The sequence below is a fragment of the Yonghaparkia sp. Soil809 genome, from assembly GCF_001429705.1.
Lineage (GTDB): Bacteria > Actinomycetota > Actinomycetes > Actinomycetales > Microbacteriaceae > Microcella.
The window spans coordinates 773112-787259 of sequence record NZ_LMSV01000001.1 but is presented as its reverse complement, the minus strand read 5'-3'; the positions used below and the strand labels follow the sequence as shown (position 1 = coordinate 787259).

Annotated in this window: 14 protein-coding genes; 4 read left to right on the top strand and 10 right to left on the bottom strand. The window is 74.0% G+C overall.

Annotation, left to right across the window (positions count from 1 at the left end; genetic code table 11):
- Positions 1-12: 12 nt before the first annotated feature.
- Genes ASG83_RS03820 through ASG83_RS03810 form a run of 3 tightly spaced genes read right to left on the bottom strand, consistent with a single transcriptional unit; the run spans position 13 to position 6151 of the window.
- Entirely contained in the window at positions 13-816 is an 804-nt protein-coding gene (locus ASG83_RS03820) for a DNA-formamidopyrimidine glycosylase family protein (RefSeq protein ID WP_055857354.1), read from the bottom strand.
- A 22-nt stretch (positions 817-838) separates the two neighbouring features.
- A complete protein-coding gene (locus ASG83_RS03815; RefSeq protein ID WP_055857351.1) occupies positions 839-5458 on the bottom strand; it encodes an ATP-dependent helicase in 4620 nt (1539 codons plus the stop codon).
- Positions 5459-5503: 45 nt separating this feature from the next.
- Positions 5504-6151, bottom strand: coding sequence for an alpha/beta hydrolase (locus ASG83_RS03810; RefSeq protein ID WP_055857349.1), 648 nt, complete (start codon positions 6149-6151; stop codon positions 5504-5506).
- Positions 6152-6203: 52 nt separating this feature from the next.
- Here ASG83_RS03810 and ASG83_RS03805 point away from each other — a divergent pair, with 52 nt between their 5' ends.
- A complete protein-coding gene (locus ASG83_RS03805; RefSeq protein ID WP_055857345.1) occupies positions 6204-6746 on the top strand; it encodes an NUDIX hydrolase family protein in 543 nt (180 codons plus the stop codon).
- Positions 6747-6758: 12 nt separating this feature from the next.
- Here the strand turns inward: ASG83_RS03805 and ASG83_RS03800 are convergent, their stop codons facing one another.
- From ASG83_RS03800 to ASG83_RS03780, 5 genes are all read right to left on the bottom strand, one after another.
- Complete coding sequence (locus ASG83_RS03800) at positions 6759-7292, bottom strand: GNAT family N-acetyltransferase (RefSeq protein ID WP_055857343.1); 534 nt, start codon at positions 7290-7292, stop codon at positions 6759-6761.
- A gap of 273 nt (positions 7293-7565) precedes the next feature.
- Complete coding sequence (locus tag ASG83_RS03795; protein ID WP_055857341.1) at positions 7566-8054, bottom strand: GNAT family N-acetyltransferase; 489 nt, start codon at positions 8052-8054, stop codon at positions 7566-7568.
- A gap of 105 nt (positions 8055-8159) precedes the next feature.
- Entirely contained in the window at positions 8160-9773 is a 1614-nt protein-coding gene (locus tag ASG83_RS03790) for a DEAD/DEAH box helicase (protein WP_055857338.1), read from the bottom strand.
- A 286-nt stretch (positions 9774-10059) separates the two neighbouring features.
- A complete protein-coding gene (locus tag ASG83_RS03785; protein WP_055857336.1) occupies positions 10060-10713 on the bottom strand; it encodes a DUF1684 domain-containing protein in 654 nt (217 codons plus the stop codon).
- A complete protein-coding gene (locus ASG83_RS03780; protein ID WP_055896811.1) occupies positions 10710-11210 on the bottom strand; it encodes a hypothetical protein in 501 nt (166 codons plus the stop codon). Before ASG83_RS03780 ends, ASG83_RS03785 begins: the two co-directional genes overlap by 4 nt.
- Before the next feature lie 35 nt (positions 11211-11245).
- Here ASG83_RS03780 and ASG83_RS03775 point away from each other — a divergent pair, with 35 nt between their 5' ends.
- Positions 11246-11815: a hypothetical protein gene (locus ASG83_RS03775; protein ID WP_055857331.1), complete on the top strand. Its 570-nt coding sequence runs from the start codon at positions 11246-11248 to the stop codon at positions 11813-11815.
- A gap of 52 nt (positions 11816-11867) precedes the next feature.
- Complete coding sequence (locus ASG83_RS03770; RefSeq protein WP_055857330.1) at positions 11868-12170, top strand: DUF427 domain-containing protein; 303 nt, start codon at positions 11868-11870, stop codon at positions 12168-12170.
- A gap of 12 nt (positions 12171-12182) precedes the next feature.
- On the opposite strand, the gene ASG83_RS03765 is transcribed toward ASG83_RS03770, so the two are convergent.
- On the bottom strand, positions 12183-12638 hold the full coding sequence (locus ASG83_RS03765; protein WP_055857326.1) for a SprT-like domain-containing protein: 456 nt from the start codon (positions 12636-12638) through the stop codon (positions 12183-12185).
- A gap of 169 nt (positions 12639-12807) precedes the next feature.
- Between ASG83_RS03765 and ASG83_RS03760 the strand changes: the two genes are divergently transcribed.
- Positions 12808-13215 carry a group 1 truncated hemoglobin gene (locus ASG83_RS03760; protein ID WP_055857325.1) on the top strand — a complete coding sequence of 136 codons (408 nt, stop codon included), beginning with the start codon at positions 12808-12810 and terminating at the stop codon, positions 13213-13215.
- 45 nt (positions 13216-13260) lie between these two features.
- Here ASG83_RS03760 and ASG83_RS03755 read toward each other — a convergent pair whose 3' ends face one another.
- Entirely contained in the window at positions 13261-14121 is an 861-nt protein-coding gene (locus ASG83_RS03755; protein WP_055857323.1) for a spermidine synthase, read from the bottom strand.
- Positions 14122-14148: the final 27 nt, after the last annotated feature.

Here is a 14148-nt window from a genome sequence, read left to right as displayed (position 1 = left end):
GCCGGCGGCGGCTCAGCGCTGACAGGTCGGGCAGTAGAACGTCTGCCGCTCGGTCAGGGCGTCGTCGCCGAGCATCCCCATGCGGATGCGCGTGCCGCACCGCCGGCAGGGCTCGTGCTCGCGGTGCGCGACCCAGACCCGCCTGCCGCGCCGGGTGTCGCCGGTCGTGACGCGCTCGACGCGGTCGCGGTTGGCGCGGATGAGACGCACGCCGAGGTCCAGGACGGCCCCGGCATCCGTCTGCCCGATCGGAGTCTCGGGAAGGATGCCGCGGAGGAACAGCACCTCGTTGCGGTAGTCGTTGCCGAGCCCGGCGACGTTCCGCTGATCGAGCAGAGCGAGGCCGATCGGCCGCTGGGGGTCGGCGGTGAGGCGGCGGAGGGCCTCGTCGCGGTCGAACGCCGGGCCGAGCGGGTCGGGGCCGAGATAGCCGACGATCGACTCCTCGTCGCGGGTGGGCACGAGCTCGAGCTCGCCGAGCGCGAAGCCGACGGCCTGCCAGCCGGTCTCGTTGGCGCCGTCGGGCGCCGCGCCCACCTCGAGCACCATGCGCGCCTCGAACGCCGGTCGTCGCCACCGGCTGCCGGGCCGGTAGACGTGCCACGAGCCCTCCATCTTGAGGTGCGAGTGCACGGTCGTCTCACCGATGCGCATGAGCAGGTGCTTGCCGATCGCGACGACCTCATGCACGGTCTGCCCGCTGAGGTCGACGGTCGCGAACGCCGGCACGCGGATGTCGCACCGCGTCACCTCGCGCCCCGCGAGCACCTCGTTCAGGCGCCGCGCGGCGCGGTGGACGGTATCGCCCTCGGGCACGTCGCCTCCTCCCCGGCCCGGCCTAGATCCGCAGCCGCAGGCCCTGCGGCGTCGCGACGAAGCCCGCCTCCTGCAGCGCCTCGGCGAACGGGGTGCCGAAGACGCTCGCGCCATTGACGCGCTCGATCCGCAGCGAGCGCAGGCGGGCGCGCACGACGGCGGCGAGCTCGGTCGCGGCCGCCGCGAGCGACGCGGGCTCATCGGTGAAGGTCAGTGCGCTCTTGCCGCCGCGTTCGAGGTAGGCGGCGAGGTGCCCGTCGACGAGGGCGACGAGGGCTCCGGCCTTGCGCCCGGGCCGGTGCGCGGGCGTGCCGACGACGGGGTCGTCCGCGGCGCCCGGCCACGGCAGGGCCGCGCCATACGGGTTGGCGGGGTCGGTCGCGGCGAGGACGAGCGGCGCCAGGGCGGGGGCCGCATCCGCGTCGCGCACGAAGGTGCGCAGCCGGTCGACCGTCGCGGGCGTGCCGAACTGCGCCGCGCCGAGGTGCTCGACGAAGTAGCCGCGGCGCACGCGCCCGGCCTCCTCCATGCGCGCGAGCACCTTGTACATGAGCGCGAAGCCGCCGCGCACGTTCTCGGCCTGCACGGCACCGCGAGTGACGACGCCGTACCGCTCGAGCAGGCTGTCGGCGAGGTGCGCGCCGCGGCGCGTGGGGTCGAGGTCGCGGTCGGGCAGGAGCGACCAGCGACCCGCTGTCGATGGCGGGCCCGAGCGGGCGGGCATCGTCGGGCGGGCGTAGCCGCGGTACGCGCGCGGTCGCGGCGCCCGTGCCGCGGTCGGGCGCTTCGAGCCGCCGAGCATCGCGCGCACCGGCGCGAAGGTGTCGTTCGTGATGAGCCCCGCCCAGACGAGCTGCCACAGGTCGTCGGCGAGGCGCGCGTCGTCGGTCGCTCCGGTCGCGTCGGCGAGCTGGCGGAAGAAGAACCCGCCGCCGCCCGCGAGCACCGAGAGGATGCCCTCCTGCCGCTCGGTCGCGCCGGCGTCGGCCTCGAGGGCGGTCGGCTCGGCGAGGCTCAGAGGCGCGAGGTGCGGCAGGTGGATGCTCAGCCAGCCGTCGCTGCCCGGCAGCGACCCGCCGCCCGACCAGACGAGCTCGCCGCTCGCCATGAGCTCGTCGAGCCACGCGGGCGAGTAGTCGCGCACGCGGCTCGGCAGCACGAGAGTCTCCCACGCCGAGGCCGGCAGCGCGACGCCCTGCAGCTGCTCGGCGGCCTGCAGCACGCCGTCGATGCCGCGCAGCGCGCCGCCGCCCGTGCCGCCCCCGCGGCCGACGTGCTGCCACGCGGGCAGGAAGCGGCCGAGCGCGCCCGCGCTCACGGGCTCGATCTCGGCCCGCAGGGCGGCGAGGCTGCGGCTCCGGAGGCGGCGGAGCACCTCGGCGTCGACCCACTCGGTGCCGGAGGACCCGGGCCGGAACTCGCCCTCGATGACGCGTCGGTCGCTCGCGAGCCGGCGCAGGGCATCCGTCACGACCGCGATGCCCAGCCCCAGCCGGTCGGCGACGTCGTGCGCCGTGAAGGGGCCGTGCGTGCGGGCGAAGCGGGCGACGAGGTCGCCGAGCGGGTCGGGCACCGGATCGAGGAACGCGCTCGGCACGCCGTGGGGGATGGGCGTACCGAGAGCGTCGCGCAGGCGCGCGGCGTCCTCCACCACGGCCCAGCGCTCGGCGCTCGCGCCGCCCGTGTCGCGCACGGCGAAGCGGAAGACGCGGTTGGTGCGGGCGAGGGCGACGAGCCACTCCTCGACGGTCGCGCCCTCGGCCGCGCGCGCGGCGAGCTCGTCGACGGAGTGCGGGCCGAGGATGCGCAGGAGGTCGACGACGCCCTCGTCGTCCTTCGCGCGGCGGTCGGGGGCGAGGCGCTGCAGCTCGGCCTCGGTCTGCGCGATGACCTCGGGGTCGAGGATCTCGCGGAGCTCGGCGCGGCCCAGCAGCTCGGCGAGGAGCGTCGAGTCGATGCTGAGGGCGGCCGCGCGGCGCTCGGCGAGCGGGCTGTCGCCCTCGTAGAGGAAGGCGGCGACGTAGCCGAACAGCAGCGACCGGGCGAAGGGCGAGGGGCTCGGGGTCTCGACCTCGATGATGCGCAGCTCGCGCTGGTCGATCGCCGTCGCGATCGCCGTGAGGCCCGGAAGGTCGTAGACGTCGCTCAGCACCTCGCGGATCGTCTCGAGCACGATCGGGAAGCTCGGGAACTCGCGCGCGACCTCGAGCAGCTGGCTCGCGCGCTGGCGCTGCTGCCACAGCGGCGAGCGCTGCGAGGGATTCCTGCGCGGCAGCAGGAGGGCGCGCTGCGCGCACTCGCGGAAGCGCGCGGCGAACACGGCCGAGCCGCCGACCTCGCTCGTCACGAGCGCGTCGAGCTCGGCCGGGTCGAAGAGGAACAGCTCGGCCCCCGGCGCCTCGGCCTCGGTGTCGGGCAGCCGCACGATCAGCCCATCGTCGGCCGCGATCGCCGCGCCGTCGAAGCCGTGCCGCTCGCGCAGCCGCGCCGAGATCGCGAGCGCCCACGGGGCGTGCACGCCGAGCCCGAAGGGGGAGTGCAGGATGACCCGCCAGTCGCCGAGCTCGTCGCGGAAGCGCTCGATCACGAGGGTCGAATCGGTCGGCAGCTGGCCGGTCGCCGCGACCTGCTCGGCGAGCAGCGCGTCGAGGTTCATGATGGCCCGATCGTCGAGACCGGCGGCGCGCAGGCGGTCGCGCCGGGCATCCGGCGAGGCGGCGGCGAGCTCGCGGGTCGTCGCGCCGAGCGCGCGGCCCAGCTCGGCCGGGCGCCCGAGGCCGTCGCCCTTCCAGAACGGCACCTTGCCGGGCTGGCCGAACGCGGGGGTCACGACGACGCGGTCGTGCGTGATCTCCTCGATCCGCCAGCTCGTCGCGCCGAGCGCGAAGACGTCGCCGACGCGCGATTCGTAGACCATCTCCTCGTCGAGCTCGCCGACGCGGCGACCCGCTCCCTCGCCCGCCAGGAACACGCCGAAGAGCCCGCGATCGGGGATCGTGCCGCCGCTCGTCACCGCGAGCCGCTGCGCGCCGGGGCGGCCCGAGAGCTGGCCGCTCACGCGATCCCACACGATGCGGGGGCGCAGCTCGGCGAAGCGATCGCTCGGGTAGCGGCCGCTCAGCAGGTCGAGCACGGCCTCGTACGCCGAGCGCGGCAGGGTCGCGAACGGGGCACTGCGGCGCACGGCGTCGAACCACTCGTCGATGTCGGCGGGCTCGAGGGCGACGTGCGCGACGGTCTGCTGGGCGAGCACGTCGAGCGGATTCGCCGGCATGCTCAGCTGCTCGATCTGCCCGGCGAGCATGCGCTCGCTCGCGACCGTCGCGTGCAGCACGTCGGCACGGTGCTTGGGCACGATCACCCCGCGGCTGATCTCGCCGACCTGGTGCCCCGCGCGGCCGAGGCGCTGCAGCCCGCTCGCGACGCTCGGCGGCGACTCGACCTGGATGACCAGGTCGACCGCGCCCATATCGATGCCGAGCTCGAGGCTGCTCGTCGCGACGACGCAGCGCAGGCGGCCCGACTTCAGGGCGTCCTCGATCTCGGCGCGCTGGTCCTTGCTGACCGAGCCGTGGTGGGCGCGGGCGAGGAGGGGCTCGGCGCCCGCCGTGCTGCCGGCCTGCGCCATGAGAGCGGCGGGCACCGTCGGCTCGGGCAGCTGCAGCTCGAGGCGCTCGCTGTAGATCTCGTTGAGCCGCGCCGTCAGCCGCTCGGCGAGCCGCCGCGAGTTCGCGAACACGATCGTCGAGCGGTTCGCGAGCACGCGGTCGACGATGTCCTCCTCGACGTGCGGCCAGATCGACGGGTTCGCCGCTCCGCCCGCGGCCGAGCCCTCGTCGTCGACGGGGCCGACGGGGGGCGGCTGCGTCATGTCGTCGACCGGGACGACGACGCGCAGGTCGAAGGTCTTCGCCGCGGGCGGCTGCACGATCGTCACGGGCGCCTGCCCGCCGAGGAATCGCGCGACCTCGTCGACGGGCCGCACCGTCGCCGACAGGCCGATGCGCTGCACGGGCGTCGCGAGCCTCGCGTCGAGCCGCTCGAGGCTCAGCGCGAGGTGCGCGCCGCGCTTCGTGCCGGCGACGGCGTGCACCTCGTCGACGATGACGGTCGTGACGCTGTCGAGCGTCTCGCGCGCGCTCGACGTGAGCATGAGGTAGAGGCTCTCGGGGGTCGTGATGAGGATGTCCGGGGGCGTCTTCTGCAGCGCCCGCCGCTCCGCCGACGGCGTGTCTCCCGATCGCACGCCCACCGTGATCGTCGGCGCCGGGTGCCCCAGCCGCGCCGCGGTCTGCGTCACGCCGATGAGCGGCGAGCGCAGGTTGCGCTCCACGTCGACGCCGAGCGCCTTGAGGGGGGAGATGTAGAGGACGCGCGTGCGCCGCGGCTCGTCGGCTGCGGCTGCGGCTGTGCTGGCGGTGCCGGCGGCCGGCTCCGCGATGAGCCGATCGATCGACCAGAGGAACGCCGCGAGGGTCTTGCCCGAGCCGGTCGGTGCGACGACGAGGGCGTGCTGGCCGCTCGAGATGGCCTCCCACGCGCCGAGCTGCGCGGGCGTCGGCTCGGGGAAGGCGCCGTCGAACCACGTGCGGGTCGCCGGTGCGAACCGGCCGAGCACGCGATCGAGGTCGGGGGAGGTCATCCGTTCATCATGCACGCGACGGCCGACAGCATCCCCGGCCGGTTCTCAGCCCGCGGTCGGGTCGGAGGGCGCGGCGTAGAACGGGCGCAGGAAGCCGAGGACGTCGCTGAGCTCGGCCTCGCTCACGGCGTGCCCGAGGCCCTCGTAGATGCGGTCGGTGACGGTCGCGTGGCGCGGAAGCCAGTCGTGGGTGTGCTCGATGAGGGCGGGCGCGATGACCTGGTCGAGGGTGCCGCGGCCCCAGAAGACGGGCGGCCTCTGGTCGAGCATCCGGTCGTCGGCGGGGGCGGGGCCGGGGACGACGAAGCCGGCGAGGCTCACGGCGAAGTCGAAGCGCTCGGGCGCGTGGCGCAGGAGCTGGATCGCCATTGACCCGCCCTGACTGAAGCCGAGCAGGCCGACGCTCGTCGCGGGCTGCCGGTCGAGCCAGTGCAGGATGCCGCGCGCGGCGGCGTCGGCCTGCGGGCCCCGGTCATCCGTGATGTCGTACCAGGCGTACCCGAGTCCGGAGCGCAGCGGGCCGCGCAGGCTCGCGATGACCGGCTGCAGCGGCAGGTACTGCGAGAGGCCGAAGAGGTCGCCCTCGTGCGAGCCGTAGCCGTGCATCAGGACGAGCAGCGGGCGCTCGGCGCGCTCGTGCTCGGGGGCCGACCACATGATCGCGGAGTCGTCGATGAGCTGCATCCCGGTCATGCCTCGAGTCAACACCACGGGGCTCATCGCCCGCCTGGGGTAAGAATGAGGCATGGCCAACACGCGCACGCCCGACCCCAACCCCGGATGGCTGTCGGACGACGAGCTCGAGCAGATCCGTCGCCGACTGCCGCTGCTGTACGTCGAGGCCGTGCCGGTGCGCGTCGACGGCATGGGGCAGGTGACCGAGGTGGGCGTGCTGCTGCGCGTCAACACGTCGGGCTCGATGACCCGGACGCTCGTCTCGGGCCGCGTCATGTACGGCGAGACGCTGCGCGACGCGCTCTTCCGCCACCTCGAGAAGGACCTCGGGCCGATGGCGTTCCCGCAGCTGCCCGCCTCGCCGAACCCGTTCCACGTCGCCGAGTACTTCCCCCTGCCGGGCGTCTCTCGCTTCAGTGACGACCGCCAGCACGCGGTCGCGCTCGCCTACGTCGTCCCGGTCACGGGCACCTGCGATCCGCGGCAGGACGCCCTCGAGCTCACCTGGCTCACGCCCGAGGAGGCCGCGTCGGAGCGCGTCTCGGCCGAGATGGAGGGCGGCCGCGGGGTGCTGCTGCGGGCCGCGCTCGCCTCGGTGGGCGTGCTGCCGTAGACCTGTTGCGTCTCAGCGCACCATCCGCGAGCAGTGGGCGTCGTCCCAGGGCGCGTACGGATGCCCCAGGCCGTCGAGCGCGAACCCGTGCTTCTCGTAAAAGCGGCGCGCCCGCTCGTTCGCCGTGACGATCCACGCGTAGGCGGGTCGGTCACCGAGCACGCCGTCGAGCAGGCGCGCGCCGAGCCCGGAGCCGTGCGTGCTCGCGAGCGTGTAGAGCGAGTCGAGCTTCGTCGGCCGCGGGGCCTCGGGATCGTCGCTCGGGGCGCCCCGCGCGAAGCCGACGAGCGCCGGCGACGTGCCGCTCGGCCCGGCTGACGGGTCGAGCAGCTCGGCGACGAGCGCCTTCGAGCCAGGAACGGTGGCGTCGGCCGAGCCCGCGGCGAGCATCCCGGCCCATTCGTCGGTGAGCGAGTCGGCGCTCGCCGCAGCGAGGAACCGCTCGCTCAGGACCCCGGCATAGGTCTCGAGCCAGCACTGCCGGTGCAGTAGGCCGAGCGCGGGAGCGTCGGCGACCGTCGCGGGGCGCATGCGGAACTCGAGCACCCCGAGAGCCTAGAACCCGCGGGCTCGGCGTTCCCTCGTGCTCCCACGCTCCGCCGACAGTCGGCCCGCCCCCTCCGCCCTACCGTTGTTGAGGAATGACGTAAATCGATTTCGACACTCCTCAACAACGGTAGGAGGTGGGCCGAGGGCGATGGTCGGCAGCCGCGAGCCCGACTTCGGCGGCGCTCACGATGTGGAGGAGTGTCGAAATGCGATTACGTCACTCCTCTGCATCCTGAGCCTGTCGGCCGCGGACGCGCGCCCGGCGCGCGCTCAGCGCACCAGCCGGAGCTCGACGAGGTTCTCGAACCTCGGCAGCAGCTCAGTGGTTCCGTCGTGGGTGAATCCGTTGCGCTCGTAGAAGGCCCGCGCCCTCGGGTTGCGCTCGAGCACCCACAGCGACGCCGGCCGGTCGCCGATCGCCGCATCGAGCAGGCGCTGACCGAGTCCCGATCCGTAGGCGGATGCTCGCACGTAGATCGCGTACAGCTCGAGCGCGCGCGGCGGGGCCTCGCCGCGGCCCGGGCCCGCGCTCGAGAACCCGACGAGCTCTCCGTCCTCCTCGGCGAGGAGCACCACCCCGCCGTCGCTCGCGATGCGCGGGATCGTCGTCGCCCAGCGGTCGGCGCTCGACTCGGGCGTCGCGCTGTCGAAGAACTCGGCGCTCAGCAGCTCTCCGTACGCCTCGCGCCAGCACGCCATGTGCAGGCGGCCGAGCGCGTCGGCATCGTCGGGGGTCGCGGGGCGGATGTGAGCCGTCATCCGACCACGCTAGAGGATTCGTCAGCACCCGGCCGCCGCCGACAACGCGAACGCGCCCGCCCCCGAGAACGGGAGACGGGCGCGTTCGATGCGTGGTGCGGCGGACTATCGCCCGCGGCGCTGCCCGCCCGAGCTGTTCGAGCGGACGACCTGGCCGACGCGGATGCCGCCTCCGGTGCCTCCGCCGCTCGGCGCCGACGCGCGGCGCGAGCCCTGGCGGGTGCGCGGTGCGGCCGGAGCATCGGCGTGACGGACGGCGTCGGAGCGGTGCGGCGCGGCGTCCGTGCGGGCGCGGTCGGTGCGGACGCGCGCGCCCCCGCCGGTCGACGCGGCGCCGGAGGCCGTCGAGCCGGCGGCGCCGGAGCGACCGCCGCGACGACCGCCGCCCGAGCCGGAGCCCGACCCCGCACCGCGGCCCTCGGAGCGGCCCGCTCCCGAGCCCTCGCGGGTCGAGCGCTTGCGCTGCGCGTTGGCGCCCTGCGAGCGGCCCCCGCCCTGGACGGGCGGACGCAGCACGGCCGGGAGCGCGTCGGCGGCGACGCGGGGCGCGACGTCGCCGATGAGGCGCGTCACGGCATCCGAGCCCGCGGTCACCTGCTGCGGCTGCACCGAGATCGCGGCCTTCTTCAGCAGCGCGGCGGTGTCGCGGCGCTGCTCGGGCAGCACGAGGGTGACGACGTCGCCCTCGGCGCCGGCGCGGGCGGTGCGGCCCGAGCGGTGCAGGTACGCCTTGTGCTCCATGGGCGGGTCGACGTGGATGACGAGCTCGATGTCGTCGACGTGCACGCCGCGGGCGGCGACGTCGGTCGCGACGAGCACGCGCACGCTGCCGTCGCCGAACGCGGCGAGGTTGCGGTCACGGGCCGGCTGCGACAGGTTGCCGTGCAGGTCGACGGCGGGGATCCCCTCGGCCGTGAGCGCCTTCGCGAGCTTCTTGGCCTGGTGCTTGGTGCGCATGAAGAGGATGCGGCGGCCGCTTCCCGACGCGAGCGCCGACACGAGGCGCTTCTTCTCGTCCACGCCCGAGACCTCGAACACGTGGTGGGTCATCGCGGCGACGGGCGAGTTGGCCTCGTCGACCGAGTGCGTGGCCGGGTTGTGCAGGAACTGCTTGACGAGCTTGTCCACGCCGTTGTCGAGCGTCGCGCTGAACAGCAGGCGCTGGCCGTCGGAGGGCGTCGCCTTCATGATGCGCGTGACGCCGGGCAGGAAGCCGAGGTCGGCCATGTGGTCGGCCTCGTCGAGCACGGTGATCTCGACGGCGTCGAGCGAGACGAACTTCTGCTGCATGAGATCCTCGAGGCGGCCGGGGCACGCGACGATGATGTCGACGCCGGCGCGCAGCGCGCTGACCTGGCGGCTCTGCGAGACGCCGCCGAAGATCGTGGTCGTCGTGAGGCCGTACGCCTTGGCGAGCGGCTCGAGCACGGCGTTGATCTGAGTCGCGAGCTCGCGCGTCGGGGCGAGGACCATGCCGAGCGGGCGGCCCGGGCGGCGGGGTCCGCCGGCGAGGCGCGTGCCGAGGCGCGCGATCATCGGGATCGAGAAGGCCAGGGTCTTGCCCGAGCCCGTCTTGCCGCGGCCGAGCACGTCGCGCCCGTTCAGGGTGTCGGGCAGGGTGTCGACCTGGATGGGGAACGCCTCGGTCTTGCCCTGAGCGGTCAGGACCTCGACGAGGGGGTACGGCACGCCGAGCGCGCTGAAGGTGGTTTCGGTCATGGGGTGGTGCCTTTCGAGCATGCGCGATTCCCGGCATCCGCGACCGAGCGGTCAGGATGCGGAGCGCGCGCCATGGGCGCACGCAGTCGGGAATCGAAGTGGCGACGGCGGCAGTGGCCGACATCGTTCGCCGTGAGAAAGTATCGAACCGCGGTGCGCGAGTCGGTGCGCGAGGTGCGGGATGAGTAAGCGTTCTACGACGCAGGCTGACCATCAATGGCCGTGCCTATGCCTCAACCGTAGCAGGTCGGTCTGTCGGGCCTCTCGCGGCGCCGCGGAAGCCGCGCTACGCGAGCACCGCCCGCCCGTCCCCGTAGCGCTCGCCGACCGGGATCTCCACGTCGACGACGTTGCCCGCCGGCGCGAGCGGGCACGCCCACGCGGGGTCGTACGCGCACGAGGGGTTGTAGGCGAAGTTGAAGTCGATCACGAGAGACCCGGGCTCGCGCCCCGGCCCGAGGTCGGCGCCCTTGACGGTGTCCAGGAGGTAGCGTCCGCCGCCGTAGGTGCCGCCCTCGGCGCGCGAGAGCGCGTCGCGGACGGGCACGAACAGCCCGCCCCCGTACGACCGCAGCCGCCACACGTCGAGCGGGCCCACGCCGGGCACGTCGACGACCCCGATGCGCTCGAAGGGCACGACCCCGTCGGTGCCGGTCGGCACGTCGAGCGACGCGGGAGGAGCATCCGCGATCACGCACTCGAACCGCCACGCGCGGTCGTAGGGCTTCACGCGCAGCCCGGTGAAGCGCTCGCGATCGGCGGGCAGCAGCGGCGAGGCGGGGTGCTCGAGGAAGAGGCGGTCGCGCTCGCGACGCCACACGTCGTGGGCGGCCTCGAGATCGGTCGCGCGCCGCACCTTCTCGTAGAGGCGGAAGACCGCGCGGCGCCAGCTCACCGTGTCGAGCGCGACGCCGGCGGCCGAGAGCGTGCCGGCGCTCACGGGCGGCTCGCGAACTGCGTGCGCCAGCCCGGGGCGAGGCGCTTGATCTGCCGCGCCCGCAGCTGCCAGAAGACCCAGAAGCCGATCATCACGACGGGGGTGAGGATGCCCGCGCCGACGTCGAGCCGATCGCGGAAGCGCGTGCGCCCGCCCGGCGCCACCGAGATCGCCATGCGGTGGTGCCACGAGCGGACGACGCGCATCGGACCGGACACCGGCCCGCCCGCGTCGTGCACGATGCGCTCGGTCGAGCCGTCGGAGAGCATCCGCGACTCATCGCTCAGCCTGATCACCTGCACGCCCATCGGCACGACGCCCAGCAGCGTCAGCTGCACGCGGTGCTCGCCGCCCGGCCACCGCTCGGGGAACCCGCCGGGCTCGAGCGACTCGACGGTCGTCCACGGCCCCGACACCGCCCGGAACACGGCCGGCGAGTGCACGGCCTCCCACGCCGCGTCGGGCGGGCAGTCGAGAACGAGATCGAGCGTCACAGGCATGCGACCAGTGTGCTCCCCCTGGCTACCATCGACCTGTGACCGACCGCGCCAGCACCGAACCCGCCGACCCCGCCACCCAGGATCGCTACCAGGTGCGCTTCGACGTCGGGCTCGACGGCGCTCGCCGCATCGGCGGCTCGGCCCACCTGCTCGTCTGGTGCGATGCGATCGCGACCGAGCAGGTTCCGGTGGATGCCCTGCCGCACCGCCTCGAGGTCGTCGACGCCCGTCTCGGCGCGGCCTCCGCGATCGCCCAGCGCCTCCTCGCGCTGCAGGCCGAGCGCGCCGAGCGCACGATGGTCGCCGTCGTCGCCGCGGGCTCCCCGCTCGAGAGCCCCGACGGGTTCCCCGTCGAGGACGTCCTGCTCGCCGGCGCCGTCATCGACGCGCTGGGCGCGGTCGGCATCGATGCGACGAGCCCCGAGGCGGCCGCGGCGGCCGCCGCCTTCCAGGGGCTCCGCGGTGCCGTGGGTCACATGCTGACCGCGTCGGTCGCCGGGCGGGCCCTCGCCGAGAGTCAGGGGGCGGATGCCCTTCCCGCCGCCCGCGCGCGCCTCGAGGAGTCGGCGCTCGTCATCCTGCGGGAATTCAGCCACTCCGCCTAGCGTTCCTCCCGGTCAGAGATCCACCTCTGGCACCGACCCGGGAGGACCCCCCATGAAGGCCCACGTCAACGGCACCGTCATCGCCGAGGCTCCGGAGGAGCAGCTCGTCAAGATCGAGGGCAACTGGTACTTCCCGCCGTCGAGCGTGAAGAGCGAGTTCCTCGAGAAGAGCCCCACGCCGTACACCTGCCCCTGGAAGGGCGAGTGCCAGTACTTCACCGTCGTCGTCGACGGCCAGAAGCTGCAGGACCGCGCCTGGAGCTACCCGACGCCGTACCCCGCATCCTTCGACCGCGTCGGAACCGATTACTCGAACTACGTCGCGTTCTGGAAAGAGGTGCAGGTCTCCGCGTAGCGGACGAGTCGGCTACGCGGCGCGCTGATCGACCCAGTCGATCAGGTGCTGCGGGCTGAACCCGCGCGCGCACTGCCCGCACGACAGAGGCTTCGCGGGCTTGCGGAACCGGACGAACTCGTGCCCGTTCGGGCAGCGGCCGCGCCAGCGCGCGCGCTCATCGGCGATCGGGCCGTCGTGGGTGCGCCCGCCCTCGTAGCCGAGCCCGCGGGCGAGCGCGCGCCAGACGGGACCGTGCCCCGTGCCGGGCCCGGCGAGCGCGTGCGCGACCTCGTGCAGCAGGATCTGGTGGATCTCGTCGTCCTCGAAGCGCGCGGCGAGGTGGCGCGAGACCGTGATGCGGCGGTCGGTGTAGTTGCACAGGCCCGCCCGCCGCGTCGCGTTGTCGAACCCGAAGCTCCACGTCGCATCGAGGTGAAGGCGCAGCAGGGCCTCGGCCCACACCCGCACGCGCTCGAGCTCGCTCATGCCTCCAGGCTACGAGCCGCCGCCGACACGGGCCCTCCGCGCGTCCCAGCGCGCCGCGACCCGCCGTATGTTCGTTTAGCGAATGCGGAACCCGCGACGGACGAGCGTTCTAGTGGTGTGCGGCGTTCGCCGCGCGACTACGCTCGCCCTGAGCGTGAGGAGAGTTCACATGCCGCTGATCCGCCGGCTCGGTGGCGACGAGGGCGTCGCCGCTCTCGTCGACCAGCTTTCCGCCCGGGTGAAGGCTGACCCGCTCATGGGCCCGTACTTCCGCGATGTCGACGAGGCGGCGCTTAATCGGCACCGCTCGATGTTCCTCTCCGCCCTGCTGGGCGGGCAGCACTCGTACACGGGCAAGACCGTCGCCGAGGCGCACGGCCCGTTCCGGCTCGGCGATGCGGAGTTTGACGCCTTCCTCCGCGTCATGAGGGAGACCCTCGAGGCCGCCGACGTCCCCGCCGTCGACCGCCGCACGGTGCTGCGACGACTGTCTCGACTGCGTGCCGACATCGTCAGCCGCGGCGTCTCGGTGGCGCCCGGCGCGCCCGTCTTCGGCGGGCCGGAGAGCTCCGGCTGAGACCCGTCGGCAGCGCCTCCCCGCCCAGAGCCGCCGGGCGGAGGATCAGTCGCGCCGCGAGAACAGCCCGGAGGTCGGCTCCGGCGAGTGCACGGCCGTCGCATCGGTCGCGACCGGGGCGCCCGCGATCCAGTTGACGAGGTCGCGGCCGCTCGTCACCGTGGCCGGGTGCGGTCCGCGGGCCATCAGCCGCGGCATCCAGTCGAGCGGCAGCTCGCTCGTCGAGGCGATGAGCACGACGTTCCCGAAGCGGCGCCCCTTGAGGATGCCCGTCTCGGCGAGCGCGGCGACGTCGCGGTAGGCCATCTGCAGCGTCGCCGCCTGGGCTCGGGCGAAGGCGAGCCCGGGCCCGTCGGCCACGTTGACCGCGACGATGCCGTTCGGAGCGAGGAAGCGCCGCACCTCCTCGTGGAACTCGAGGCTCGTGACGTGGGCCGGGATGCGCGCGCCGCTGAAGACGTCGACCACGATCAGGTCGACCGCGCCGTGCAGGGCCGCGGGGAGGCGCGCGAGCGTCGCTCGAGCATCCCCGTATCGCACCCGGATGCTCGCGCGGCGCGGCAGCGGGAGGTGCTCGCGCACGAAGGCGACGAGCTCCTCCTCGAGCTCGACGACCTGCTGCCGCGAGCCCGGCCGCGTCGACTCGATGTAGCGGGGGAGGGTGAGCGCGCCGGCCCCGAGGTGCAGGGCCGTCATGGGCTGACCGGCCTCGCCCCACTCGTCGATCACGTGGCCGATGCGCTGCACGTACTCGAAGAACAGGCGGCTGGGGTCGTCGAGATCGACGTGCGACTGGGGCGTGCCGTCGACGATGAGGCTCCAGCTGCCGGGCGACCATCTGTCGGGCTCGATGACCGCCCGCATGCCGTTCGAGAGCTGCCGCGAGACGGCGACGGGGGAGGACATGACCGCTAGCGTGCCACAGCCCGAGGC

Bases quoted from the DNA above. Each gene is read 5' to 3' on its own strand.
- ASG83_RS03815 (WP_055857351.1), bottom strand. From the start codon at position 5,458: ATGACCTCCCCCGACCTCGATCGCGTGCTCGGCCGGTTCGCACCGGCG.
- ASG83_RS03810 (WP_055857349.1), bottom strand. From the start codon at position 6,151: ATGACCGGGATGCAGCTCATCGACGACTCCGCGATCATGTGGTCGGCC.
- ASG83_RS03805 (WP_055857345.1), top strand. From the start codon at position 6,204: ATGGCCAACACGCGCACGCCCGACCCCAACCCCGGATGGCTGTCGGAC.
- ASG83_RS03795 (WP_055857341.1), bottom strand. From the start codon at position 8,054: ATGACGGCTCACATCCGCCCCGCGACCCCCGACGATGCCGACGCGCTC.
- ASG83_RS03790 (WP_055857338.1), bottom strand. From the start codon at position 9,773: ATGACCGAAACCACCTTCAGCGCGCTCGGCGTGCCGTACCCCCTCGTC.
- ASG83_RS03780 (WP_055896811.1), bottom strand. From the start codon at position 11,210: ATGCCTGTGACGCTCGATCTCGTTCTCGACTGCCCGCCCGACGCGGCG.
- ASG83_RS03770 (WP_055857330.1), top strand. From the start codon at position 11,868: ATGAAGGCCCACGTCAACGGCACCGTCATCGCCGAGGCTCCGGAGGAG.
- ASG83_RS03765 (WP_055857326.1), bottom strand. From the start codon at position 12,638: ATGAGCGAGCTCGAGCGCGTGCGGGTGTGGGCCGAGGCCCTGCTGCGC.
- ASG83_RS03760 (WP_055857325.1), top strand. From the start codon at position 12,808: ATGCCGCTGATCCGCCGGCTCGGTGGCGACGAGGGCGTCGCCGCTCTC.
- ASG83_RS03755 (WP_055857323.1), bottom strand. From the start codon at position 14,121: ATGTCCTCCCCCGTCGCCGTCTCGCGGCAGCTCTCGAACGGCATGCGG.